The sequence below is a fragment of the Pseudoalteromonas atlantica genome (assembly GCA_007988745.1).
Lineage (GTDB): Bacteria > Pseudomonadota > Gammaproteobacteria > Enterobacterales > Alteromonadaceae > Pseudoalteromonas > Pseudoalteromonas atlantica.
Map to the genome: position 1 here is coordinate 78,533 of BJUT01000006.1, position 24,356 is coordinate 102,888.

Annotated in this window: 21 protein-coding genes; 13 read left to right on the forward strand and 8 right to left on the reverse strand. The window is 41.6% G+C overall.

Translation table 11 applies throughout. The features are described 5' to 3' along the window. Positions 1 to 154: 154 nt before the first annotated feature. The 3 genes from PAT01_RS04955 to PAT01_RS04965 form a co-directional block, all read right to left on the reverse strand. The gene (locus tag PAT01_RS04955) at positions 155 to 1,216 is read right to left on the reverse strand and encodes a putative porin (protein ID WP_154945014.1); all 1,062 of its coding nucleotides are present in this window, start codon (positions 1,214 to 1,216) and stop codon (positions 155 to 157) included. Positions 1,217 to 1,249: 33 nt separating this feature from the next. Next, the gene (locus PAT01_RS04960) at positions 1,250 to 2,521 is read right to left on the reverse strand and encodes a dicarboxylate/amino acid:cation symporter (protein ID WP_004589122.1); all 1,272 of its coding nucleotides are present in this window, start codon (positions 2,519 to 2,521) and stop codon (positions 1,250 to 1,252) included. 521 nt (positions 2,522 to 3,042) lie between these two features. Beyond that, a complete protein-coding gene (locus tag PAT01_RS04965; RefSeq protein WP_052026279.1) occupies positions 3,043 to 4,113 on the reverse strand; it encodes a mechanosensitive ion channel family protein in 1,071 nt (356 codons plus the stop codon). Between the two features lie 131 nt (positions 4,114 to 4,244). On the opposite strand from PAT01_RS04965, the gene PAT01_RS04970 reads away from it, so the two are divergent. Next, positions 4,245 to 5,207 (forward strand): YihY/virulence factor BrkB family protein, encoded by a 963-nt coding sequence (locus tag PAT01_RS04970; RefSeq protein ID WP_154945016.1) that lies wholly within the window; start codon positions 4,245 to 4,247, stop codon positions 5,205 to 5,207. Here PAT01_RS04970 and PAT01_RS04975 read toward each other — a convergent pair. Together PAT01_RS04975 and PAT01_RS04980 are read right to left on the reverse strand one after the other, a co-directional pair. After that, positions 5,204 to 6,094 carry a LysR family transcriptional regulator gene (locus PAT01_RS04975; protein ID WP_004589125.1) on the reverse strand — a complete coding sequence of 297 codons (891 nt, stop codon included), beginning with the start codon at positions 6,092 to 6,094 and terminating at the stop codon, positions 5,204 to 5,206. The genes PAT01_RS04970 and PAT01_RS04975 overlap by 4 nt on opposite strands. A gap of 73 nt (positions 6,095 to 6,167) precedes the next feature. Further along, the gene (locus tag PAT01_RS04980) at positions 6,168 to 9,188 is read right to left on the reverse strand and encodes a bifunctional diguanylate cyclase/phosphodiesterase (RefSeq protein WP_154945018.1); all 3,021 of its coding nucleotides are present in this window, start codon (positions 9,186 to 9,188) and stop codon (positions 6,168 to 6,170) included. A 345-nt stretch (positions 9,189 to 9,533) separates the two neighbouring features. On the opposite strand from PAT01_RS04980, the gene PAT01_RS04985 reads away from it, so the two are divergent. Next, complete coding sequence (locus tag PAT01_RS04985; RefSeq protein WP_154945020.1) at positions 9,534 to 10,376, forward strand: pirin family protein; 843 nt, start codon at positions 9,534 to 9,536, stop codon at positions 10,374 to 10,376. A 21-nt stretch (positions 10,377 to 10,397) separates the two neighbouring features. Next, positions 10,398 to 11,378, forward strand: a complete 981-nt coding sequence (locus PAT01_RS04990) for a glutathione S-transferase family protein (RefSeq protein ID WP_154945022.1) — start codon at positions 10,398 to 10,400, stop codon at positions 11,376 to 11,378. A gap of 69 nt (positions 11,379 to 11,447) precedes the next feature. On the opposite strand, the gene PAT01_RS04995 is transcribed toward PAT01_RS04990, so the two are convergent. Genes PAT01_RS04995 through PAT01_RS05005 form a run of 3 tightly spaced genes read right to left on the reverse strand, consistent with a single transcriptional unit; the run spans position 11,448 to position 12,492 of the window. After that, the gene (locus PAT01_RS04995; RefSeq protein ID WP_154945025.1) at positions 11,448 to 11,690 is read right to left on the reverse strand and encodes a hypothetical protein; all 243 of its coding nucleotides are present in this window, start codon (positions 11,688 to 11,690) and stop codon (positions 11,448 to 11,450) included. Positions 11,691 to 11,700: 10 nt separating this feature from the next. Continuing rightward, positions 11,701 to 12,147 carry a threonine/serine exporter family protein gene (locus PAT01_RS05000; protein WP_024033307.1) on the reverse strand — a complete coding sequence of 149 codons (447 nt, stop codon included), beginning with the start codon at positions 12,145 to 12,147 and terminating at the stop codon, positions 11,701 to 11,703. 6 nt (positions 12,148 to 12,153) lie between these two features. Next, positions 12,154 to 12,492 carry a hypothetical protein gene (locus tag PAT01_RS05005; RefSeq protein WP_004589131.1) on the reverse strand — a complete coding sequence of 113 codons (339 nt, stop codon included), beginning with the start codon at positions 12,490 to 12,492 and terminating at the stop codon, positions 12,154 to 12,156. 768 nt (positions 12,493 to 13,260) lie between these two features. Between PAT01_RS05005 and mraZ the strand changes: the two genes are divergently transcribed. The 10 genes from mraZ to murG are packed head-to-tail and all read left to right on the forward strand — an operon-like array spanning position 13,261 to position 24,335. Beyond that, the gene (gene mraZ, locus PAT01_RS05010; protein ID WP_004589407.1) at positions 13,261 to 13,719 is read left to right on the forward strand and encodes a division/cell wall cluster transcriptional repressor MraZ; all 459 of its coding nucleotides are present in this window, start codon (positions 13,261 to 13,263) and stop codon (positions 13,717 to 13,719) included. Positions 13,720 to 13,747: 28 nt separating this feature from the next. After that, complete coding sequence (gene rsmH / locus PAT01_RS05015) at positions 13,748 to 14,686, forward strand: 16S rRNA (cytosine(1402)-N(4))-methyltransferase RsmH (protein ID WP_154945027.1); 939 nt, start codon at positions 13,748 to 13,750, stop codon at positions 14,684 to 14,686. Next, positions 14,683 to 15,009 (forward strand): cell division protein FtsL, encoded by a 327-nt coding sequence (gene ftsL / locus PAT01_RS05020; protein WP_024033306.1) that lies wholly within the window; start codon positions 14,683 to 14,685, stop codon positions 15,007 to 15,009. Before rsmH ends, ftsL begins: the two co-directional genes overlap by 4 nt. Beyond that, a complete protein-coding gene (locus tag PAT01_RS05025) occupies positions 15,006 to 16,823 on the forward strand; it encodes a penicillin-binding transpeptidase domain-containing protein (RefSeq protein ID WP_024033305.1) in 1,818 nt (605 codons plus the stop codon). The genes ftsL and PAT01_RS05025 overlap by 4 nt, the downstream gene beginning before the upstream one ends. After that, a complete protein-coding gene (murE, locus tag PAT01_RS05030; RefSeq protein WP_154945029.1) occupies positions 16,816 to 18,294 on the forward strand; it encodes a UDP-N-acetylmuramoyl-L-alanyl-D-glutamate--2,6-diaminopimelate ligase in 1,479 nt (492 codons plus the stop codon). The genes PAT01_RS05025 and murE overlap by 8 nt, the downstream gene beginning before the upstream one ends. Then, positions 18,291 to 19,673 (forward strand): UDP-N-acetylmuramoyl-tripeptide--D-alanyl-D-alanine ligase, encoded by a 1,383-nt coding sequence (locus tag PAT01_RS05035; protein WP_154945031.1) that lies wholly within the window; start codon positions 18,291 to 18,293, stop codon positions 19,671 to 19,673. Before murE ends, PAT01_RS05035 begins: the two co-directional genes overlap by 4 nt. Further along, complete coding sequence (gene mraY / locus PAT01_RS05040) at positions 19,673 to 20,755, forward strand: phospho-N-acetylmuramoyl-pentapeptide-transferase (RefSeq protein ID WP_004589413.1); 1,083 nt, start codon at positions 19,673 to 19,675, stop codon at positions 20,753 to 20,755. The genes PAT01_RS05035 and mraY overlap by 1 nt, the downstream gene beginning before the upstream one ends. Further along, complete coding sequence (gene murD, locus PAT01_RS05045) at positions 20,756 to 22,090, forward strand: UDP-N-acetylmuramoyl-L-alanine--D-glutamate ligase (RefSeq protein WP_154945033.1); 1,335 nt, start codon at positions 20,756 to 20,758, stop codon at positions 22,088 to 22,090. After that, on the forward strand, positions 22,087 to 23,262 hold the full coding sequence (ftsW, locus tag PAT01_RS05050; protein ID WP_154945034.1) for a cell division protein FtsW: 1,176 nt from the start codon (positions 22,087 to 22,089) through the stop codon (positions 23,260 to 23,262). The genes murD and ftsW overlap by 4 nt, the downstream gene beginning before the upstream one ends. Continuing rightward, a complete protein-coding gene (gene murG, locus PAT01_RS05055; protein WP_154945036.1) occupies positions 23,259 to 24,335 on the forward strand; it encodes an undecaprenyldiphospho-muramoylpentapeptide beta-N-acetylglucosaminyltransferase in 1,077 nt (358 codons plus the stop codon). Before ftsW ends, murG begins: the two co-directional genes overlap by 4 nt. The last annotated feature ends 21 nt before the right edge of the window (positions 24,336 to 24,356 follow it).

Genomic DNA, 24,356 nt, shown 5'->3' on the forward strand with positions numbered 1-24,356 from the left:
TAGAGAATGTTGACCTGTGTAGATTAACGTTTTTCAAGCTAGGGCAGTTTAAGCAAGGCGCTGGCTTTTAAGCGAGTAGGCTTAATAATCGCTTTTGCTAAATACTAAACTCACTACTGTAAATTTAATCACGATTGGTCAACATGCCTTAGTACTAAAACTTCATGTTTAGGTTTACTTGAATGCGATCGCGGCCATTGTTGTTAGTGGGTATATCGTTATTAATATTATCTACGCTAAACCATCTTAAATCGGCATTTAGGTTCTCTGCAATTTTGTAATCTAGCTGTACGCGTGTGCCTTTAATATTGGTATAAGAACCCGGAGTATTAGTTTGCGTAAACGCGCCGTTCATAGGTAATGCATAGGCTTCGGTACGTAGCACGTAAAAACGCAGGCCAAACTGTTTATTAATTTGATAACGAGCATGTACAGTAAACGCTGTATTTTCGCTGTCGGCTTCACTTGTGTAGTAATCGGCTGCAAAGCGCACTGCGCCATAACGTACATCAAGGTTGTAGGTCATTACGTTGCCTGCTTGGTCATCATCAAGACCCGACTCAGCACTGGCATAGGCCGTATCTGAGGCGCTAACAAAAATTCCGCCAATACCGGCTTTAAGGTTAATGTTATTAAAACTTGTAGCATATACACCTTGTAGCTGTTGCCAGCTAGCATCGCGCTTGCCTTCGCCATTATCGACATTTTCTTCAAGAATAATATGCCCCGCATTAACGCTAAACGTATTGTTACTCCAGTTAGCTTGTACACCTTCTAGCGCTATATCGTCACGAAAAAGCAGCTCTGATGAATGCATATAAACGGGTGCCGCCTTACCAATATATACTTGGGTGTTACTAAGCCCTGTGTACTTCATAAAGGCGCGGTCTAAACCAAAGTCATCGTTATCGCTGGTATCGGTGATACCAAAGGTTTGATGGGTTGAATCGTGTTGGCTTGAGGTTGTTCTAAAGCGCATTTGCGCTGACCAGTTCTCGGTAGCTGCGTATTTAATACCAAATCGGGCACGCAAACGGGCGCGGCTTGTTGAGTCAATTGTATCGCCTTCGGTGCGCTCAAAGCGCATACGCATATCGCCAAATAGCTTAACGGCTTCAAGGCCATTTAAACCTTCAATTGTAATATCTGCGTGGGCAGGTTTAGCTAAGGCAATAACACCTAATGCAACGGGTAAATAGATAAGTTTACTAGTCATGGTTTGTTCTCTATAAAATTACTAAATCGAGGGTTATTGCTTAGCGGGTTGAGCCGCTGTGTTGTCTTGGTTGTAAAGGGTTTCGTCAAGCTCGCCTTCGCTTTTACCAATTAATAAAGTAACCATTAAATCGCCTGTTACATTTATGGTAGTGCGCGCCATATCTAAAATTCGGTCAATACCGGCAACTATTGCAATGCCTTCAAGTGGTAGGCCAACGGTGGTCAGTACTAGCGAAAGCATAATAAGGCCTGCACCGGGTACACCAGCGGTGCCTACAGAGGCTAAAGTAGCTGTAGCTATAATTGTTAAGTAATCTGTTGTGGTGAGGTCAATACCAAAGGCTTGGGCAATAAACAGTGCTAATACGCCTTGGTATAAAGCGGTGCCATCCATGTTAATAGTGGCGCCTACAGGCAGTACAAAGCTTGATACAGTACGCGATACACCTAAGTTTTGAGTGGCGCATTTAATGCTGGCAGGTAAAGTACCTGAGCTACTTGTGGTGGTAAAAGCAATAATTTGCGCTTCAATAATACCTTTATAAAAACGCTGTGGATTAAGCTTGCCTAGTAAGCCTACAAAGCCGCCACCCAACACTAAAACGTGAATAATGCAGCCTAGGTACACTAAGCCAATTACTTTTATAAGTGGCAGTAAAACATCCAGTCCGTACTTGCCAGATACCCAAGCCATTAATGCAAATACACCGTATGGTGCCAGCTTCATTACAAGTTCAGTTAACTTGTACATTGCATCGGCTAGGCTTTCAAACATTTTGCTAGCGGGTTCGCCTTTTTCACCAATTAGGTTTAAAGCAATGCCTAAGCTCAACGCAAACACAATAATTTGTAAAATATTACCTGAGGCTAATGAGCCCACTGGGTTTTTTGGTACTAAACCTACAATGGTGTCTACTAAGGTAGGGCTTGGTTTAGCATCAGCCACTGTGGTTGCAACCATATTTAAGCCTGCGCCAGGTTCAAACAACAATCCAAGACCCAAACCAATCGAAATGGCTACTGCGGTGGTGGCTAAATAAAATACGATTGACTTAACACCAATACGACCCATTTTAGTGGTGTCTTTCATTGAGGTAACACCAACAATTAATGAGCAAAATATAAGCGGTACAATTAACATTTTTATGGCGCTAATAAATAGCTGGCCAATTGGTTTTATATATTCAGCATTATTGCCTAACAGCATGCCGGCAATAATACCCGCTATCATACCTATGAGTATTTTTAGCCAGAGCGCCATTTTTTTAGGCTCGTTGTTATTAATACTTGTTGTACTGGTCATAGTGTTATTCCAATTATTTATAATATTTAGTGGGAGCTATTTAACTTTTGCTTAGGGCGTTAACGCGCATACTGCACCGGCACGTGCACAGGCCGCACAAGGGGCTTGCAATTTTATGGACAAGCTTTCGTTAGCCTTTTTAGATAGGGGTTGTTTGTACATGTGCATAATTAAGCTCTAAAGTTGTTAGATTATTGTTATTGCATTAATAATGCCAAGCACGGTTTTGTTAATAACGTATTGAATGTTATTGGTTTTATTGTTTTTGGTTGGCGGTTTGTTAATATAACTTTTTGAATAATTATTAATAATGAAAGGCGGGTTAAAGGCGGCTTAAATGATGGTTTATAAATAACTCATTTAAAATCAATGAGTTGATGGGTGTATAACTTTTATTATTGATATAACAAAAGTTATATTTAATACATTAATTAATCATATTTTTTGATTTTTTAGGGTTTAAAACATTATTAAGTTGTAAATTGGCTGTATGTGGTTTTATTTTTTCTTATACGTTTAACTTAGATAATATTTTTACCCTGTTCAGGATCCCGTGATTTTTCGGCTTGATCACGAATTTCGTCGGTATCACTACTTACATCATCAACCGTTTCATTTTGCTGCTGCAGCTGCTTAGAGCTTTGCTGAGCAGTTAAAGGTTGCTCAGCTTTATTGGTGGGCTTTTGTGTATCACTCTCATCAGGTGCACTGAGTAAAATACGCTCGCGGGCATCATCTGGCATACTGATGTTTTGCGCTGTAAATTCGGTTACTAGCTCACGCATTAACTGCGAGGCCACTTTTAACGGACTATGTTGCTCGCTGTTAACCCAAAAAAACAGATTAAAGTTAATTGTTGAGCTGCCTAAATTATTGATCAGCACTTGTGCTGGTGGCTCAGTAATCACACCCGTTTGCTTGTTTGCAATTTCAAGGGCGAGTGTTTGGCAGTAACGAATATCGTTATCGTAACCTATGCCAATCACCACCTTGGCACGCATTTTTGGATTTGCAGTTAGGTTTTTAATGGTATTTTTATAAACCGTGGCGTTAGGTATTTGTATATGGTTGCCATCGTAATCAACTAAGGTGGTTGCGCGAGCGGTGACCTTTTTAACCACACCTAAGCGGCCATCGACTTCTATTACATCGTCTATTTTAAATGGCCGTTGAACGCTCAACAGCAAACTAGCAATAAAGTTCTCTGCTATGTCTCTAAAGGCAAAGCCCAATATTAAGCCTATTAATCCGGTACCGCTCATAATGGCAATAGCAAATTCGGTAAGTCCTGCTAAACGTAAAAATAAATACACGCCCAGCAATAAAATTAAAATGCTAATCCCACGTTTGGCCACTAAGTGCACAAGTTTACTGTCGGTCATATAAATGAGCGGTTTTACTAACAGCTTAGATAAAGGACTGGCGACAAAGTAGCTAATAGTTAAAAGTATAAAACCTAATAAAAGAGTGGGTAATATTTGCGCTGTTGCGTGAAGTAATTGCAAACTTTGGGCGTATAAATACTGCCAACTGAGCACGCTTTCTGGGGTGTTTAAGGCATTCACAGCCGTGGTGTTCACTGCAATTAGCATAGTTATAAGGCTGTTCATGGCGTATTACCTTGGTATTTTAAATAACCTAGCAAGCAGCAAGTTTAATACCAATGCCATAAGCACAGCTTGGCAAACTTTTTGCTCGATAATAGGCTAAAAAGGAGCAAACAATGAGCAAACCTAAACGGGGACAACATGCCGAGCAGCCAGTGCACATTCCGGTTATTGGTTGGTGGGACATAGCCAAACGTATTTTTAAGCAAATGAGCCAAGATAACTTATCGCTGGTTGCAGCGGGCGTTGCGTTTTATGCCTTACTTGCTATTTTTCCTGCTATTGCTGCAATGGTTTCTGTGTATGCGTACTTTTCATCGCCCACCGATATTAGTGAACACTTAAGTAAAATAGTTACCTTATTACCGCAAAGCACGAGCGATTTAATTTTATCTCAGGTCTCGAGCTTGGCTCAAACCTCTAACGCCAGTTTAAGCTTAAGTGCAATTGGTACACTTATTCTTACTATTTGGAGTAGCTCTAAAGGCAGCCAAGCGCTCATTACTGCCTGTAACATTAGTTATCATGAATACGAAAAACGCTCATTTTTTCATGCTCAGTTAGTACGTTTTTTATTTTCGGTAGGGGCTATTTTAGTGGCTATTTTTGCTTTGCTAATTATAGGTATTTTACCCATAGTTCTTAATTTAGTGGGCTTAAAAGAAAGTATAGACTTACTAATAAAGTTAATATCGTGGCCATTACTCGCCTTTATGTTTAATTTTGCATTGGTGCTTTTGTATCGCTATGCACCACACCGAAAACCCGCTAAATGGCGCTGGATCACACTTGGCTCGTGTATTGCGACTGTATTATGGATTTTAGCCTCAATTGGTTTTTCGTTTTATGTGTCTCACTTTGCAAGCTACAACGAAACGTATGGTTCGTTAGGCGGGGTAGTGATTATGCTAATGTGGCTCTATATAAGTGCCTATATTATTACACTTGGGGCGGTAATAAATGCGGCAACCGAACAACAAACAGCGATAGATAGTACCAAAGGCCCCGCTAAAGAACGCGGTAAACGCGGAGCCTATGTTGCTGATCACCTTGATGTAGATGAGCCGACAAACTCTTAGCCCGGCTCGTTATTGCACAAGCTTATGAGATGCTGAGTAAATGCTTGGCCAACGGGGCCTAAACGGTCATTGTCGGTGCACATTAAATAAAGTTTTAAGGAGCGGGTTGTACCTTGCTCTAAATTAAGGGGCTTAAGTGTGTTGTTTTTAAGATAAGGTTTAATTTGTGCACTAGGCAGCCATGCATAACCAAAGTTTTGGCTAACCATATCAATAGAGTTGCGTAAGTGACTTACTGTCCAGCGCATATCAGCCCCAAGCCAGCCGTCGTCGTGGCTGGTGTGGGTGGCCGAATCGCGAACAACTATTTGCCTGTGTAATTTAAGCTCTCTGTAGGTCAGTGGTTCAGTGCGCTGGTGCAGGGGGTGATCAGGGTGCGCAACGGCAATAAATTCTATATCGCACAAGCTATGGCAATTAATGCCATAAAGCGCAATAGAGGTAATTGCTAAGTCGACCACTGCATTGGTAAGTAATTCGTTTGCGCCGTTAAGTACGCTTTCTATCAGTTCTATTTTTACCAGTGGGTATTGCTCATTAATATGGCTTAGCGCTTGGTACAATAAATGCTGCGGAAACACTTCATCTACTGCTATTTTTAATGTGCTTTCAATACCTTCGCTTAATGTATTAGCAACCGATTCTATTTTGCTGGCTTCATCTATTAAAAATTCAGCGCGGCGCAATATAAGCTTACCGTTTTCGGTTAAATACGCTTTACGGCCTTTTACTTCAAGCAATTTTACTTGCAGTGCCGACTCTAACTTTTGCACTGCATGGTGCACGGTTGATTGGCTTTTAAATACCGCGCTGCTAGCACCGGCAAACCCACCATGCTCTACAACAGCTTTAAACATTCTCCATTGCTCGAGTGTTGCCTTTGCCATTTTAAACCTTGTTACTACTTACTATTGATTAAACTACCTGACCGTGTAGACACTCTATTTATTGCGTAACTACTTATTTATTATTGGCAATAACCATTTTTTTGCTGCTCAGCAGCGTCATAAACTCTTTTTTAGGCACTGGCTTTGAAAACAAATAACCTTGCCCGTAGTCGCATCCTGCTTTTAGTAGTAGCTGCATTTGTTGCTGCGTTTCAATTCCTTCGGCAATAACTTTTAGGCCAAGCTGGTGGGCCATTACAATAATGGCTTCACATAAAGCAAGCTCCTGGCTCCCTGCTTTAATATTATCAATAAAGCGTTTATCTATTTTTAGGTAATCGGTATCCATTTCTTGCAAGTACGCGAGCGATGAATAACCGGTGCCAAAGTCATCTAGCGCTAATTGCACACCTGACTGGACTAATTTTTTTAAGCGACTTTGAGTTAGTGGCTCTGGGTTAACCATAAGGCCTTCTGTGATCTCGGCCACAATAGAGGAGGCGGGTAGTTTGGCTGCTTTTAAAATCTCACACCAATCGTCAATTCCGCTATCGATTGTTGATAACTGCACAGGAGAGACATTTATACTAATTTGAAATTGCTCACCCATGGTGGTGTTTATTTCTTTTAGGGTGTGTATTGCTTGCGTAAATACAAATTGGCCCAGCGCATTTATTTGCCTAGTTTCCTCAGCAAGCGGTATAAACGTCGCCGGCGAGACTAAACCCTTTTTAGGGTGGTGCCAGCGAATGAGCCCTTCGGCTTTATGAATGTGCAAATCGTTTAATGCCACAATAGGCTGATAAAATAGCTCAAATTGTTCAAGCTCTATGGCGGTGCGTAAATCTTTTAATAGCTGCATACGCGCTTGCGCATGAATACGCATATCTTTTGAAAAAAATTCAAACCCATTACGGCCGTTATTTTTAGCTTTATACATGGCTTGGTCGGCAGCTTTTAATAGCAGCTCTGTACTTTGGCCATCGCTAGGTGCGCATGCAATGCCCATACTAGCGCTAATAAATAGCTCCTCGTCTTCAAGCTGTATACTTGATGAAAGGCTTTGCAATATATTGCTGGCAATTTGGTTTATATGGCGACTGCTTTTAACGTGGTCGTATACAATCACAAATTCATCACCGCCAATACGCGCGACAAAACTGGCGTTTATTGCAGCTTGAATTATCCGTTGAGAAACTAACTTAAGTAGATTATCACCATAATGATGGCCTAACGTGTCGTTAATATCTTTAAAGTGATCAATATCGAGCAGCATCACAACAAGTTCGCATTTGTCGCCTGTTACTTCATCAAAGCGCTTATTTAAACGCTCTTTAAGCTCTAGCCTATTTGGTAAATCAGTTAAGTGGTCGAAGTGAGTTTTTCGCCATATGGTTTCATCGGCTTGTTTTTTTTCTGTTAGGTCGGTAAAAATGGCCACCCGGCGAGTAGGCATGTTTTTATCATCGTAAACGGTATCTATGATCAGAAATTCGGTATAGGTGTCGCCATTTTTTTTACGATTAATTATCTCACCCTGCCAACGGCCAGTTTCTCTGAGCTCTGCCCACATTTTTTCATAAAATGCTTTTGAGTGTTTGCCAGATGCTAAAATCCGACTGGTTTTACCTATCGCTTCTTCTTTGCTGTATTGGGTTGTTTCGCAAAACGCAGGGTTTACGTCATAAATAATGCCGTCGGGGTCTGTAATCATCATCCCTTCACTACTATTACTGTAAACAAGCGACGCTAAATGTAGCGCTTTTTCGTTGACCTTTTTTTGGCTTATATCTCTAAGAACAATAATGTATTCATTATTAGTGAGTGCATTGATTCTTGCCTCAAAAAAGTGCTCTTTAGATTTTTTAAACAATGTAAACTCAATGGTTTGTGAGCCATCTAAAGTACCTAAATGAGAAAGCAGTAACTCTGCGTTGGCCTCAGAGAGTACATCAACTAATTTTAAAGCTTTGCCTGTCTCAACATTTAGCACAGGGCTAATATAGCCGCCAATATAAAGGATTTTGCCTTGGGCATTTATACGTATGTAGGTATCGGGTAAAGCATTTAATAAGCTCATTAACTCGTTGTGCTTATTTTTTAATTTAGCCTCTGCAGATAGCCGGGTTTGTGCCATAACAGCAAAACGGTCATAAAGCGCGCGCAGTTCTGGGCTATTGGGCTTCTTAATATGTTTGGGCATAGTGCCATTTGCCAGTTCATCTGTGGCTTTGGTTAAATTAGCGATAGGCTTAAATATACTTTGTTTAATTAAGCGCCTAGCGAGCAGCACCAACAGGACAATAGCCGATAAAAACGCAAAAATGGTTTTAGCAAAGCTTTCATTCACTTTATTAATAAAGTCTTCAACCGAAACGGCTATATAAATATCTAAATTATTATCATGGCCGTCTTTGTATATTACTGAGCGGTGAAAAACCTGATTTTCGCCTTCTGCATTTTTAAACACGGTTAACGAGCTTTTATCGTGAAGTAAATCTATGTCGGTAATTTTTTGGCCTAAATTACGTGGTTGATTAGGGTAGTTGGCCAGTATTAAGCCATTAGAGTCGGCAATAACGGCCTTGGCATTGTTAGGTAATTTTGCTTCGCTTAAGGCGATATTCCACCAATTCAATGCAATAACGGTAACTAGTGTGCCTTTTAATTGGTTATTACTATCTATAATTGGGTAGGCAAAATTGACACTTTGCGCTTGAATACTTCGGTCGTATTGAAAATACCCCACCGAAAAACTTTTATTACTAATGGCATTTTGAAAATAAGTACGATCGCTAATATTAATATTTTTACTACGACCATTTGTCACGCACTGTAGGTCGCCATTTTTATCAACAATACCTATATTTGCAATATTCTTATAAAGGGCTTTTATTTCGTAAAAGTAATTAGGGCAGATTGTGGGGAGTGTTTCATTTTTTGCTGTTTTATCGGCTAAATAAATAGTAATACGTTTAACATCATCAACCATTGTTTTTTGATGTTGTGTCAATTGCTTAGCTATATTTACTATTCTTTCTTCACTTTTTTCAATGGCAGCATCACGCTCATACCATAGCGTAAATACCGTCACAGCGGCGCCGGGAATGCTAAGTAGGATGAGTAACCTGTAAAGCTGGCTTTTAAGCGATGAAGTAAAAATAAGATTTCCTTAAGCTCTGCGTCCCTAAAAAGTGATTGTAGACATAAAAGCCAAAAATAACCATACAAAATATAGGGTTGTACTAAAAAGTTATTAGAAATCAGCTTAAGTCTGTGTTTTTAATCATGGAGCTTATTATACCAAATAAACGAATTATCAAAATAAACACTCAATTTTCTAAAAAATAGAACGTTTTGCTCGATTTAAAGACATAGTCGTATTGTTTTATGAATGCTTTAATAAGCTCATTAATTAATCTACTACAGTATTTTAAATATGAACATAGCAAAAGTGTTAACTGCTTACGCCACCCAAGATGGTGATGGTGTAAACATAAGGCGATTACCTGGTTTTGATGGCAAATACCTCGACCCTTTTTTAATGATTGATGAGCTAAAGTCTAACAATGAAAGTGACTATATTGGTGGCTTTCCACCGCACCCTCATCGCGGCATTGAAACCTTTACGTACATTATTAAAGGTGGCTTTGAACACCAAGATCAAATGGGCAACAAAAAAGCGATCCGATCTGGCGATGTACAATGGATGAGTACAGGTAGAGGCGTAATGCACAGTGAAATGCCACTAACAGATGCAAAAGAGGGGCTGCATGGCTTTCAAATTTGGATCAATATGCCCAGTGGCGAAAAAATGCGTGCGCCACGTTATCAAGATACTACACAAAATCCAGCGCCTGAAGTCACTAACCAGCACGGCGTGAGCTTTAGCGCACTTGCGGGTAATTGGCAGTTTGAAGATTGTACGTTAACGTCGAGTTTGCAAAGCTTAGCGGCCAATGCTGCACTGGCCAATGTTACTCTCCCCGTTAATACACGCATGCAGTTAGCAGGGCTTAAACAACGTAAAGTGATGATTTATGTTCATACAGGTGAGCTTATTACAGGTGACGAGCAAACATTTAATGCTGGCAAGTTGCTTATATTAAGTGAAAACAGTGACATTGATATATCTTCACAAAAGGGGGCGGGGATGCTTATTTTAGCGGGTGACCCACTTGAGCAACCTATTGCACATATGGGCCCATTTGTAATGACCACGCAAGAGGAAATTAAACAAGCGGTGCGTGATTATCAAAACGGTGAATTTGGCAACATTTAATAGTTAAATGAGGAGGTTATTATGGGTTTATTAGTTGATGGCCAATGGCAAGACAAATGGTACGACACCGGCTCGAATAATGGTAAATTTAAACGCGAAGCAGCGCAGCTTCGTAATTGGATCACAAAAGATGGCAGCCCTGGTCCTACAGGAAACGGCGGATTTAAGGCGCAAGCAAATCGCTGCCACTTATATGTTGCCTTAGCGTGCCCGTGGGCGCACCGCACACTTATATTCAGACAGCTAAAAGGCCTAAGTGATATTATTAGCGTATCGGTAGTCAGCCCAGATATGTTAGATAAGGGGTGGAGCTTTGATAAAGATAACCTCAGTAGCGGCGATGATTTATTTAATAGTGAATACTTACATCAAATTTATACTAAGCACGATGAAAATTACAGTGGGCGAGTAACTGTGCCTGTGCTTTGGGATAAGCAGCAAAATAAAATTGTTAGTAATGAATCTGCAGATATTATTCGTATGTTTAATACCGCATTTAATGAAATTACGAATAATACGGATGACTATTACCCACAATCACTACAAGCTGATATTGACGAAATTAACGACCTTGTTTATACCAATATTAATAATGGGGTATATAAAGCGGGTTTTGCAACCACACAAACAGCATACGAAGATGTATTTACTGCGTTATTTAAAGCACTTGATAAAGTAGAGGGCATACTAAGTAAAAATCGCTACCTGATGGGGAGTACATTAACTGAAGCGGATTGGCGTTTATTTACCACACTCATTCGGTTCGATAGCGTGTATGTAGGGCATTTTAAGTGTAATTTACGCACCATTGAAAGCTACCCAGCGCTGAGTAACTATGTACGTGAGTTATACCAAATAGAGGGAGTAGCCAGTACGGTTAACCTTGAGCATATTAAGCGACATTACTATTTTAGCCACACGATGATCAACCCAACGCAAATTATTCCAAAAGGGCCGGCGTTAAACTTTAGCCAAAATCATAATAGAGACAAGTTGGGCTAAGAGGTATTAGAAGGCATTAAAGTAAGCGGCAATTGCATTTTTAAAAAAGCTTTTTAAATGCAATTGCTGCTATGCAAATAACCTTACCAGCCAGCCGTATTTTCGCACAAAGCTGGTTTCGCTTTTGCCAGCTTGAACTGTTGCTCCGGCTAAAAAAGCTGATGCCAATCCTACCTTGGTGGCTGCAAAGCGCTTAAAGCGATACTTTATTGCTGCATGGTGCTGGCGTTTTAATGCATGCTGTAAATCCATTTGCTTATTTAACGTGTCAACGTTCTCATTCGGTTCTTTAATTAGAAAATTAACAAGCATGGTTATTTCCTTATAGATTTAAAAGTTGCTTCACACTTTTAATCGTTTTACTAAAGCCAATTTTATTGCTTAGGTATACGGTATTTCGCCAAAGCCAAATTAAACAAATTATTTGCGCGAGTGCAGCAGTAGCAAAGCTAAGCCAAACCGAGCCAAATAAATCATATACGCCGTAGCCAATTGCACCTAGTAAGCCGGCCCACAACAAAATCAAACCACTGGCAAAACATCCTAAAAATATAGTGATCAACGCCATTGATCGTAACGACAGCTTCCACTCAGCCTTTGCAAGTTGGTGGGTAAGCTTTCCTTGCGTTTTATAATCCTCCTTGAGCTGGTCAGAGTATTCAATGATCTTTGCTATATGATCCTGCCAATCATCCTTTTGGCTAGGGTCATCTGTTGTTTGATTTTGAGCATTACCGTCCGTGGTTGCTGTTGTTTGTGAGCTACTCATTATTTATTACTTACGACGAAATAGTGACGTTACAAGCATACCCGCCGCAAAAGCAATACCCGCTGTTGCTAGCGGATTTTCTGAGGCAAAAGCACGCGTTTTTGCGCTGCACTCAGTTAGTTTTTCACGAGCAATAAGTTGTTTTTCGCTTAGTGCTTCTGCAGAGCTTGAAGCGCCTTTACGTACGCTTGACTCAGCAACTGATGCCTTGCTTGAAAGTGCATCTACTGCATCGTGTGCTACAGACGTTGCTTTTTCAGTCAACGGTGCCTCACTCTCTTTTTGTTTAAGATCAGGTTTCATGTTTGTTTCAGTATTCGGTTTTGTATTTGTTGCAGTAGCCATAATCAATCCTTAATAAATAAAATAAAAAAATTTAACTGGTGCTATAGCAGATGCAACGATTAAACCAACCATTAAAAATAATTTAACCACTTGATTTTATTGTTTTATATATTTAAGGCAGGGTGCGGTAGATTAAATAAAAAGCAGCATGAAGTAAGTATTGCTGCTGTGCTAAGTAAATTTTACATGCCTATAAACCTAGGGCCTGTTTACCTTTCGAGATTTAATTTGCAGCAGTCTGTTTGGGATTTAGGCAAGGTAGAGCCTATGTAGTGTGGTTATTCCCCATAAATAGGCGATAACGACGTATAAATGTCAAACAGGCGCTGCCCGAAGAGTTCTGCCTAGGGGGCATTTACTCTTTGTTACTCGGTTTTTACTTAGCCCACTAGGTTACAAACCTCACGCCGCGATTAAATACCCCCTAGATTGAACAAATTATAATCCTTAAAGGTCAACAGGCCCTAGATTCATTTTTTTGTAATTATTCATTGATTATTCAGTAAGCAAATTATGTAAACCAAACGTTATTAGTATCGCTTTAAAAAAATTTTATCTACTACCTCCACTTTTTCCCACGTAATTCAATCGCTTTGCGTAAAGCCTTATTTTTTCTAGCTTAGCGAGACGTTAAAGCTGGTCAGCTTACTTGACAAAAAGGCTTGTCAAGCCCTAAACTGGAGCACTGTGGTAAAAAGTGGTTTTTAGTGGATCTAACTGGATCAAATTAATCGAAACTCGATTACACAATTTAAAAGTAGGCTTTTTATGTTTCGTGGCGCTAGTTCACTGAGCTTGGATGATAAAGGACGTTTTGCGGTACCGACTAAGTACCGAGACGCTTTGCTGTCTGAAGATCAAGGAACGGTAATATGTACCATTGCGCTAAACGAGCCGTGTTTATGGTTGTATCCTCTTGCACAGTGGCAAGAAATAGAAAGCCGCTTATCTAAAATCTCTAATATGAATCCACGCGCTCGCCGAATGCAACGTATGTTGTTAGGTAATGCCACAGAGTATCAACTTGATAAAAATGGTCGAATTTTGCTGGCGCCTTCATTGCGTAGCCACGCAGAACTTGGCAAAAAGATCATGCTAGTTGGTTTAATGAATAAATTTGAAATTTGGGATGAAGCGCGTTGGCACGAACAAATGCGCCAAGACACTGAGCTGGAAAGGCTCGGCGATTTTGAAGCAAACCAAGATTTAGATAATTTCACACTCTAACGGCACTAAAAAAGGCAAACACAAGCTAATGACTGCGCAATTTGAACACGTATCCGTATTAATGGACGAAACCATCGATGCTCTTGCAATTAAGCCAGACGGCATATACATGGATGGTACTTTTGGACGTGGCGGACACTCAGGTCAAATACTTGCTCGACTTGGTGAGCAAGGGCGTTTACTGGCCATTGATCAAGACCCACAAGCAATAAAGTCGGCTGAAAAATTTGCCGATGACGCTCGCTTTGCTATAGCTCACACCCGCTTTTCTAACTTATACGATGTTGCAGAGCAAAACGATCTGTTAGGTAAAGTTGATGGCATTTTATTAGATATTGGCGTGTCCTCACCCCAGCTTGATGACGCAGAGCGTGGCTTTAGCTTTATGAAAGATGGCCCTCTTGATATGCGCATGGACCCAACAAGTGGGCGCAGTGCAGCGCAGTGGCTAGCCGAAGCTGAGCTTGAAGACATTACCCATGTAATTAAAACCTACGGTGAAGAAAAATTCGGTAAGCGTATTGCCCACAAAGTACTTGAGGTAAGAGAGCACACGCCAATTACTACAACCAAGCAACTTGCCGATTTAGTCGATGAAGCGGTGCCCGTTAAAGATAAATTTAAACACCCAGCCACACGTACATTTCAGGCAATCAGAATTTATATAAACAGTGAGCTGGAAGAAATTCAAACCGCATTGCAAGCCGCTGTAAAAGTATTAAAGCCAGGTGGACGTTTAGTGGTTATTTCGTTTCATTCACTTGAAGACAGAATAGTGAAGCAATTTATTAGAAAACAGAGTAAGGGAGAAGCGATACCCAGAGGTCTGCCTTTAACCGACGCACAAATAAATAAAAACCTGACGTTAAAAGCAGTGGGTAAAGCTATTAAACCAAGTGCTGAAGAAATTGAGCGTAATCCACGCTCTCGCAGCTCAGTACTTAGGATTGCACAGAGGCTTGGATGAACACTAAAGCGAATCATCGCCAACCCAATTTATTTTTAGAAATATTAAAAGGCCTAGGAGCTAACAAGCTAACCTCGGCCTTGTTGGTTGTGATATTCGCTTCAAGCTTTGCAGTAGTGCAGGTTACGCACTCGGCTCGCGCGCAGCTAATTAAGCAAGATACGCTGCTACAAGAGCGAGATGAGCTCGACCTTGAATGGCGTTATTTACTTGTAGAAGAAGAGTTTTATTCGCAGCATGCGCGCATTGAAGAAGTTGCTACCACGCAGCTTCAAATGAAGCGCCCTACCAGTCAGGATGAACAGGTAATAATAATACAATGAGAAATCGCGGCAAAAAACAGGTCAATAACTTAATCACATGGCGCTTTATGTTGGTGTGCACTGTGGTGTTTTTAGTGTTTGTAACACTGGTGTCGCGTGCTGCCTATTTACAAGTTATTGAGCCAGATAAAGCCCGTTCAGAAAGCGATAAACGCACCGTTCGTGTAGAAAAACTACACGTACAACGCGGTATGATCTTCGATCGTCAAGGCAAAGAGCTTGCTGTAAGTGTGCCTGTAGTCAGTGTGTATGCCGATCCTAAAGCATTGCATAAGTCACTTGTTGCCAAAGTTATAAAACAAGCACGTAAAAACGGTGAAGATCATAAAACGCTTGCAGAAAATGCCGCTGAGCTTGATAAGCGTACCTCTGTTTATTATGAAAATGATCTGCGTTGGCGTGAGCTGGCAGATGTATTACGTATCGATCCTAAAAAAATAAATTCGCGTTTATTAAATGATCCCACCCGTCGTTTTGTGTATTTAAAGCGCCAAGTTACACCGGCTGTTGCCAACTACATTAGCCAATTACGCTTACCTGGTATTCATTTGTTAGATGAGTCTAAACGTTATTACCCCGCGGGAGAGGTAACGGCCCACATTATTGGTTTTACAAATATTGATGGGAAAGGCATAGAAGGCATTGAAAAACTCTACGAAAATGCCTTAACAGGCGAAGAAGGCCGTCGCACTATTCGTAAAGATGCCCAAGGCCGCGAAGTTGAAGTATTAGATGAGCGTGAGCGTGTAGAGCCTGAAAATATTCAGCTGAGTATTGATCAACGTATTCAAGCAATTGCTTATAAAGCAGTAAAATCTGCTGTACTTACATATAAAGCGACATCGGGGTCGGCCATGGTGGTTGATGTTAAAACCGGTGAAGTTTTGGCCATGGTAAATAGCCCATCATTTAATCCAAATAATTTGAACGATGCACAACCACATAAACGCCGTAACCGCGCAATTACCGATTTGTTTGAACCAGGCTCAACCGTTAAGCCACTAGCCATTTTAGCTGGGCTAGACTACGGCGCAATTAAAGCCGACGACACCATTGATACCTACCCAGGTTGGATGCGTTTAGGCGGCAGTTTAGTAAAAGATACCCGTAACCACGGTGAAATGACGCTTCGCGAAATTTTAAAGTATTCATCAAACATGGGCGTGGCGAAGGTAACGCAGCAAGTACCTAAAGATTACTTAGTTGGCTTATATCAAAAAGTGGGCTTTGGTAGCGATACCGGCACAGGCATGGTTGGCGAAAGTAGTGGTTTATTTTATCCAAACCGCCGCTGGTCTGACTTTGAAATTGCCACGTTATCGTTTGGTTATGCTATTTCGGTAAGTACGGCGCAAATGGCCCGTTTTTACACCATGTTAGGCGCCGGTGGGATTAATCGTCCGTTAACGATTTTAAAGCAAGACGGTGTGCCAGAAGGCGAGCGTATTTTTAAACAAAAAGACGTAGAAGCCGTTGTTCACATGATGGAAAGCGTGTTTGAAAAAGACGGTACAGCCCGAAACATAAAAGTAGATGGCTACCGTGCGGCAGGCAAAACCGGTACTTCTAAAAAGGCGGTTGCTGGTGGTTACGGTGATGAATACGTAGGTTATTTTGCAGGTGTAGCACCGGCAAGTAATCCACGCTTGGCTGTGGTAGTGATGATAAATGAGCCCGGTGGCGATGTGTACTATGGAGGTGCCACCGCAGGCCCTGCATTTGCAGAAATCGTCTCTAACGCATTAAGAATATTAAACGTAGCCCCTGATAAGGAAGAAGTGGCTTACGTAAAAGGTAAAGATAACGATGCGTGATTTAAAGGCTATTTTAAAATACATCGACATAGATGCACCTTCGCAGCTAGCTAAAGATTTACGCCTTGATAGCCGGGATGTAACGCCAGGCGATGTATTTGTGGCTATAAAAGGCCATGCGCTTGATGGCGGACAGTTTATTGCCAAAGCAATTGAAAACGGCGCTGCAGCCATTATTGCCGATAGGCTCTGCGAATTTGATGTCACTTTTGAGCCACTGTATTTAGTAACTGAGCTTGATAAAAAACTCCCAGAGCTAGCGAGTCAATTTTATGAAAACCCAAGCCAATCTCTCGATTTAATTGGTGTAACGGGCACTAATGGCAAATCTACAACAACGGCTATGATGGCGCATTTAGCGCAGTTTTGTAGTACCCCTTCGGCCATTATAGGCACATTAGGTTATGGCCACCCCGATACACTTACGCCACTTATTAATACCACGCCTTCGGCTGTTGACTTGCAGCACATATTGCATGACTTAAAACAGCAGCATAAAAAGCTTGTGGCGATGGAGGTTTCATCGCACGGATTAGTGCAACAACGTGTGGCACAATGCCAATTTAAAGCGGCGGTATTTACTAATTTATCGCGCGATCACCTTGATTATCACGGCGATATGACAAGTTATGGCGACGCTAAGCTTATGCTGTTTCGCGATTTTGACCCACAGCTAGTGGTGCTAAATCAAGACGATGGGCAAGCAGAGCAATGGCTTGAAAAATACAGTTTTAATAACCTTATTTGTTATGGTCGTAAAAATTTAGCGCCGAAAAATGCACAGTATGTGTATTTTTCTGATGTTGAGTATTCTAAAAATGGTATTTCGGCGCAATTGAGCACAAGTTGGGGTGATATTAGCGTAACATCGCCTCTATTTGGTGAGTTTAACTTATATAATTTAACTGCGGCACTGGCAACATTGTTGGGGCTAGGTTATCCGCTTGAGCAGTTAGCCGCCGGATGCGCGCATTTGCACCCCGTTGCTGGGCGTATGCAAGCGTTTAGCGAAGTTAATTTACCTACGTGCGTTGTTGATTACGCCCATACGCCTGATGCGCTTGCTCTGGCTTTACAAGCATTGCAAAAGCATGTGCCTGGTGGGGTTAGTTGTGTTTTCGGTTGTGGCGGCGACAGAGATAAAGGTAAGCGTGCCTTAATGGCGCAAGCGGCAGAGCAAAATGCAGATAAGGTTATTGTTACCAGCGACAATCCGCGTTCAGAAAACCCAGATGCTATTTTGGCAGATGTGGCAGCGGGTTTATCGCAGCCTGAAAAAGCCCATTTAGAGGCTGACAGAGCAAAAGCCATTCGCTATGCAATAGAAAATGCAAATGCGGATGACGTTATTTTAATTGCCGGCAAAGGCCACGAGGATTACCAAATTATTGGCGATCAACGTATCGACTTTTGCGATCGCAGTTATGTAAAAGAACAACTAAAAAAAGCAGTAAGAGGGATAACTCAATGATCCCAATGGACTTTGATTGGCTGGCAAATGTGCTAGCAACCGATTATCTAGGTGATAATCTCAATGTAGTAAATATTAATACCGATACTCGCAGCATTTGCGACGGTGAGGTGTTTTTAGCTTTAAAAGGGCCTAATTTTGATGGCCATAAATTTATTGCTGACGCTAAACAAAAAGGCGCTATTGGCGTTATTGTTCAGCATAAAGTAGATGTAGATATTGTGCAGTTTGTTGTTAGCGATACCCGTATTGCATTAGGTAATATAGGTGCGGCGGTTATGGCGCAGGTTAACCCTAAAACCATTGCTATTACGGGCAGCGTGGGTAAAACAACGGTAAAAGAAATGTGCGCCGCTATTTTATCGGTGCACGGAGATGTGCTTGCTACAAAAGGTAATTTTAATAACGATATTGGCGTACCACTTACGCTATTACGTTTAGAGCCGCAGCACCGTTTTGCTGTTATAGAGCTTGGCGCTAATCATTTAGGCGAAATTGCTTACACTACCGCCATGGCAAAACCCGATGTAGCTGTGGTGTGTAATGTGGCCGCAGCGCATTTAGAAGGCTTTGGCAGCCTAATGGGGGTTGCTAAGGCAAAAGGTGAGATTTTTGATGGCCTAAAAGACGATGGCGTTGCCATTGTTAACTGCGATAGCGAATTTAGCCAATACTGGCTTGATAAATTAAAAGGGCGCACTGTTAAGTGTTTTTCAAGTACTGAAAAACTTGATATTTGGGCTGAAAATATCAGCCTAGACGAAAACGCTCGCGCAAGCTTTTTATTGTGTACACAAGATAAAAAAGTACCAGTAACGCTTGCTCTTCCTGGTAAGCATAACGTGAGCAATGCGCTTATTGCCGCGGCTTTAACCAGCGAGTTTGATGTATCACTTGAAGAGATAGCCACCGCACTTGCCACCATGGGCGATGTTAAGGGGCGTGTAAACTTAATAAAAGTAAGTGATTCACTGACCGTTATTGATGATACCTACAATGCAAATGTTAAGTCGGTAAAAGCAGCAATTGATTTATTAAGTGATATTCAAGGGCACCGTATTTTAGCACTGGGCGATATGGGAGAGCTTGGTGAGCAAGCCAGAACTTATCATCAAGAAGTAGGCGAATACGCAAAACAACAAGGCATTGATGAGCTGTATACGCTGGGTGTGTTAAGTAAATACGCAAGCGATGTATTTGATAAGCCAAACCGTCATTTTTCTAACCGCGAAGAGATGCTCAAGCAAATTCAAACCAGTCTTAATAACACAAACAATAAAACCACGCTTGTGGTGAAAGGATCGCGCAGTTCTCGCATGGAATTATTAGTAACCGATTTAGTAAATGGCCAGCAACAAGCCATCAATGGAGTATCATAATGTTAGTTTGGCTGGCAGAGTATTTAACCCAATATTACAGTGGCTTTAATGTTTTTTCGTATTTAACCCTACGTGCCATTTTAGGCATATTAACAGCGTTAATGATGTCGCTTTATTTTGGCCCTAAGCTCATTCGTTCGTTACAAAAAATGCAAATTGGCCAAGTAGTGCGAGATGATGGCCCAGAATCTCACTTATCTAAAAAAGGCACTCCTACTATGGGAGGATTACTTATTTTAGGCGCCATATTTACCAGCACCTTATTATGGGCTGATTTATCAAACAAATACGTATGGGCAACCTTATTTGTAATTGGCTCATTAGGTTTAGTGGGCTTTATAGATGACTACCGCAAAGTAATACGCAAAGACCCTAAAGGGTTAATTGCTAAGTGGAAGTATTTTTGGCAATCGGTTATTGCTCTAGTGGTGGCAACTGCACTGTATGCTACGAGTACACAAGCGTCAGAAACCTCACTTGTTGTGCCATTCTTTAAAGATGTATTGCCACAATTAGGCTTGTTTTACATTGTAATTACTTACTTTGCATTGGTGGGCACTTCAAACGCGGTAAACCTGACTGATGGCTTAGATGGCCTGGCGATTGTGCCGACTATTTTAGTGGCTGCTGCACTGGCGATAATTGCTTATTTAACCGGTAATATTAACTTTTCGGCTTACTTACATATCCCGCATTTACCGCTTGCTAGTGAGCTGGTGGTTGTGTGTACCGCTATTGTTGGCGCTGGGTTAGGCTTTTTATGGTTTAACACTTACCCAGCACAAGTGTTTATGGGTGATGTAGGGTCGCTGGCACTTGGCGGCGCGCTGGGCATTATTGCTATTTTAGTACGCCAAGAGCTACTGCTTATTATTATGGGCGGCGTGTTTGTAATGGAAGCTTTATCGGTAATTTTACAAGTGGGCTCATACAAATTACGCGGACAGCGCATTTTTAGAATGGCGCCGATTCATCATCATTACGAGCTAAAAGGTTGGCCAGAGCCACGTGTTATTGTGCGCTTTTGGATAATTTCAATTGTGCTAGTACTTGCTGGCCTTGCGACATTAAAGATTCGATAAATGCAGTATTTAAACGAGATAAAAAACAAACATATAACAGTGCTCGGACTCGGTGTAACCGGTCTGGGTATTGTGCGTTTTTTATTATCTCATGGTTTTGCACCAAAGGTCGTTGATAGCCGGGTTGCGCCACCAGGTATGGATTGGCTAAGCGAGCATGCTCCTGAGCTTAATACGCATTTTGGTGATTTAGGCAGCGCCGCGCTTTGTAAAACCGACATGATCATCATAAGCCCCGGGCTTAGCTTAAAAATTCCCGCAATTGCTCAAGCAATAGAGTCAGGCATTGAAGTAATTGGTGATGTAGAGCTGTTTGCTCGTATAAATACAAAACCGGTTGTTGCTGTTACAGGCTCTAATGGTAAATCAACCGTTGTTACCTTAGCCTACGAGGTATTAAAAGCAGCAGGTTATAAGGTGGCATTAGGTGGCAATATTGGCACTGCGGTATTGGATTTACTAAGTGATGATTTTGATGTGTATGTGCTGGAGCTTTCGAGTTTTCAGCTGGATACCTGCTCAAGCTTAAAACCAATAAGCGCAGCGGTATTAAATATATCTGAAGATCATTTAGATCGTTACGACAGCTACCAAGCCTATATCGACTCTAAATTAAGTATTTATAACAATGCTGAGCTTTTAGTAACCAATGCAGATGATATTCAAACTAAGCCTATTAGTCGCGCTTTAGCGCCGCAAATGAGCTTTGGCACCGACCACGGTGATTACCACTTAGCTGAGCGCAATAATGAGCTGCACTTTATAGTAAAAGGCGAGGCGTACTTACCTGTTAGCACGCTTGCGGTCGTTGGTAAGCACAATTACTTAAATACACTTGCGGTTATGGCGTTATTAAGCCCGTTTGATATTAGCAAAGAACAGTACGCAGCGGCGCTTTGTCAATTTAATGGTTTAGCGCACCGTTGCCAGTTTGTTGATGAGCAACATGGTGTTCAATACTTTAACGACTCTAAAGCCACCAATGTTGGCGCCACTATAGCGGCAATAGATAGTTTGGCCTCAGATCACGAAAACCTGATTGTAATAGCCGGTGGTGATGCTAAAGGCGCTGATTTAAGTGCGTTAAAGCCATATATAAAAAGTCATGTAAAAGCGCTTGTATGCTTTGGTAAAGATGCAGCAGAGCTTGCTGCTTTAACGAGTAAATCGCACTTAGTAAACACAATGCAAGAGGCGGTATCGCTCGCTAAAGTATTTAGCAAGCGCGGTGACATTGTATTACTTGCCCCTGCCTGTGCCAGCATTGATATGTATAACAACTACATGCAACGCGGTGATGACTTTGTGCAATGTGTAATGGAAGGGCAATTATGATTGCCTTTGCCGATTTAAAAGAAACACTCACCCCAAAACCCTCAGCACAGCTTTACGATGTGCCACTGCTTTATTGCATGTTAATGCTTATAGGGGTGGGTTTTATAATGGTGACCAGCGCCTCAATGCCCACAGCCGAAAGGCTGTTTGATAACTCATACCATATTACCATTCGCCACAGCATGTTTTTAGCGATGGCATTTGTTTTATTTTGGATTGCCGCCAGCGTGCCTATGGATTGGTGGAAACGCTCAAACCCGTATTTATTGCTGCTTGGTATGGTGCTACTTATTGCTGTGTTAATAATAGGCCGCGAAGTCAACGGCGCTAAGCGTTGGATACCCATTGGGCCTGTTGGTTTTCAGGTGGCTGAGGCCGCTAAATTATACTTTTTCAGTTATATAGCAGGCTACTTGGTAAGAAAGCGCGAAGAAGTACAAGAAAATATTAAAGGCTTTGCTAAGCCTATCGCTGTATTTGCGGTATATGCCTTACTTATTTTACTGCAGCCCGATTTAGGAACCGTGGTGGTTATGTTTGTAACAACTGTGGGGCTGTTATTTTTGGCCGGCGCAAAGTTATGGCAGTTTTTTGTACTTATTTTAACGGGCGTAGGGCTTGTTGTATTACTGATTATTGTAGAGCCATACAGAATGGCGCGAGTGGTGGGCTTTTTAGACCCTTGGGAAGACCCATTTGGTAAAGGGTATCAGTTAGTGCAGTCGCTTATGGCCTACAGCCAAGGTGGCTGGTTTGGCCAAGGGTTAGGTAACAGCGTGCAAAAGTTACAGTATTTACCCGAGGCGCATAACGATTTTATTTTTGCCGTTATTGGTGAAGAGCTAGGCCTAGTAGGTGTAGCAAGTATTTTATCTGTGTTGGCTGTGTTTGTATTTAGGGCGCTTTTAATAGGCCAACAAGCTTTAAAATGTGGCAAAGAATACGAAGGCTATTTTGCGTTTGCTATTGGCATTTGGTTTGCGTTTCAAACCATGGTTAATGTAGGCGCCAGTGCGGGGTTATTACCGACTAAAGGGTTAACCTTGCCGTTTATTTCGTATGGTGGTTCAAGTTTATTAATAATGACGATTGCCACCGGTATTTTATTGCGTGTTGATTTTGAAACTAAAATGGCAACCAAACAAGCCACCTCACGCGGAGGTAAGCGATGAGTAAAAAATTAGTAGTTGTGGCCGGTGGTACAGGCGGGCATATATTCCCAGGTATTGCTGTAGCCGATTATTTAAAAGAGCAAGGCTGGCAAGTAAGCTGGATAGGCACGCCAGACAGAATGGAAGCGGATGTTGTACCAAAGCATAACATTGAAATTGATTTTATTAATGTAAAGGGCGTACGCGGTAATGGCTTAAAGCGTCTTATTAAAGCCCCATTCATGGTACTTAATGCAATATTGCAGGCGCGTAAGGTATTGAAATCTCAGCAACCAGATGTAGTGCTTGCTATGGGCGGCTATGTAACCGGGCCAACCGGCATTGCCGCTAAAAGTTTAGGCATTCCACTGGTGATTCATGAGCAAAATGCAGTGGCAGGAATGAGCAACAAGTGGTTGGCAAAATTTGCTAACAGAGTACTTGCTGCGTTTCCAAGCGCCTTTGCACCAGGGCAAGCCGAATTAGTCGGTAACCCAGTACGTGCAAGCGTTGCTAATGTAGCTAAACGTGATGTTTCAAGCCCTATTAATATTTTAGTGGTGGGTGGCTCGTTAGGCGCACAAGTGCTTAACCAAACACTGCCAGAGGCGTTTAATTTACTTGCTAAAACAGCGCCAATCAAAGTGTGGCACCAAACAGGTAAAGGCCATATTGAGGGCGTGAAAAGTGAGTATGCGAAAAACAACATTGCAGATGAAGACCTAAAAGTTGCTGAATTTATAGATGATATGGACGCCGCCTACGCGTGGGCCGATATTGTTATTTGCCGTGCTGGTGCACTGACTGTTAGTGAAATTGCCGCCGCGGGTAAAATGGCTGTATTTGTGCCGTTTCCACATGCGGTAGACGATCATCAAACCGCCAACGCAAAATATTTAGTAACCGCAAATGGCGCGCTTTTAATGCCTCAGCCGCAGTTTAATAAAGATTCAATAGTTGAGCTATTAAACCCGTATTTGGCAAAGCCTATATTAATTAAACAAATGGCCAGCAATGCTAAGCAGCAAGCCATTTTAGATGCCACAGCAAGCGTTGCCTCGCACTGTGAGCAAGTAACAAATAAGAGAAAATAAGTGAAAGATAAGTCAATACAA

Excerpts from the sequence above, each read along its gene's own strand:
- PAT01_RS04955 (WP_154945014.1), bottom strand. The coding sequence starts at position 1,216 with ATGACTAGTAAACTTATCTATTTACCCGTTGCATTAGGTGTTATTGCC.
- PAT01_RS04960 (WP_004589122.1), bottom strand. The coding sequence starts at position 2,521 with ATGACCAGTACAACAAGTATTAATAACAACGAGCCTAAAAAAATGGCG.
- PAT01_RS04965 (WP_052026279.1), bottom strand. The coding sequence starts at position 4,113 with ATGCTAATTGCAGTGAACACCACGGCTGTGAATGCCTTAAACACCCCA.
- PAT01_RS04970 (WP_154945016.1), top strand. The coding sequence starts at position 4,245 with ATGAGCAAACCTAAACGGGGACAACATGCCGAGCAGCCAGTGCACATT.
- PAT01_RS04975 (WP_004589125.1), bottom strand. The coding sequence starts at position 6,094 with ATGGCAAAGGCAACACTCGAGCAATGGAGAATGTTTAAAGCTGTTGTA.
- PAT01_RS04985 (WP_154945020.1), top strand. The coding sequence starts at position 9,534 with ATGAACATAGCAAAAGTGTTAACTGCTTACGCCACCCAAGATGGTGAT.
- PAT01_RS04990 (WP_154945022.1), top strand. The coding sequence starts at position 10,398 with ATGGGTTTATTAGTTGATGGCCAATGGCAAGACAAATGGTACGACACC.
- PAT01_RS04995 (WP_154945025.1), bottom strand. The coding sequence starts at position 11,690 with ATGCTTGTTAATTTTCTAATTAAAGAACCGAATGAGAACGTTGACACG.
- PAT01_RS05000 (WP_024033307.1), bottom strand. The coding sequence starts at position 12,147 with ATGAGTAGCTCACAAACAACAGCAACCACGGACGGTAATGCTCAAAAT.
- PAT01_RS05005 (WP_004589131.1), bottom strand. The coding sequence starts at position 12,492 with ATGGCTACTGCAACAAATACAAAACCGAATACTGAAACAAACATGAAA.
- mraZ (WP_004589407.1), top strand. The coding sequence starts at position 13,261 with ATGTTTCGTGGCGCTAGTTCACTGAGCTTGGATGATAAAGGACGTTTT.
- rsmH (WP_154945027.1), top strand. The coding sequence starts at position 13,748 with ATGACTGCGCAATTTGAACACGTATCCGTATTAATGGACGAAACCATC.
- ftsL (WP_024033306.1), top strand. The coding sequence starts at position 14,683 with ATGAACACTAAAGCGAATCATCGCCAACCCAATTTATTTTTAGAAATA.
- PAT01_RS05025 (WP_024033305.1), top strand. The coding sequence starts at position 15,006 with ATGAGAAATCGCGGCAAAAAACAGGTCAATAACTTAATCACATGGCGC.
- murE (WP_154945029.1), top strand. The coding sequence starts at position 16,816 with ATGCGTGATTTAAAGGCTATTTTAAAATACATCGACATAGATGCACCT.
- PAT01_RS05035 (WP_154945031.1), top strand. The coding sequence starts at position 18,291 with ATGATCCCAATGGACTTTGATTGGCTGGCAAATGTGCTAGCAACCGAT.
- mraY (WP_004589413.1), top strand. The coding sequence starts at position 19,673 with ATGTTAGTTTGGCTGGCAGAGTATTTAACCCAATATTACAGTGGCTTT.
- murD (WP_154945033.1), top strand. The coding sequence starts at position 20,756 with ATGCAGTATTTAAACGAGATAAAAAACAAACATATAACAGTGCTCGGA.
- ftsW (WP_154945034.1), top strand. The coding sequence starts at position 22,087 with ATGATTGCCTTTGCCGATTTAAAAGAAACACTCACCCCAAAACCCTCA.
- murG (WP_154945036.1), top strand. The coding sequence starts at position 23,259 with ATGAGTAAAAAATTAGTAGTTGTGGCCGGTGGTACAGGCGGGCATATA.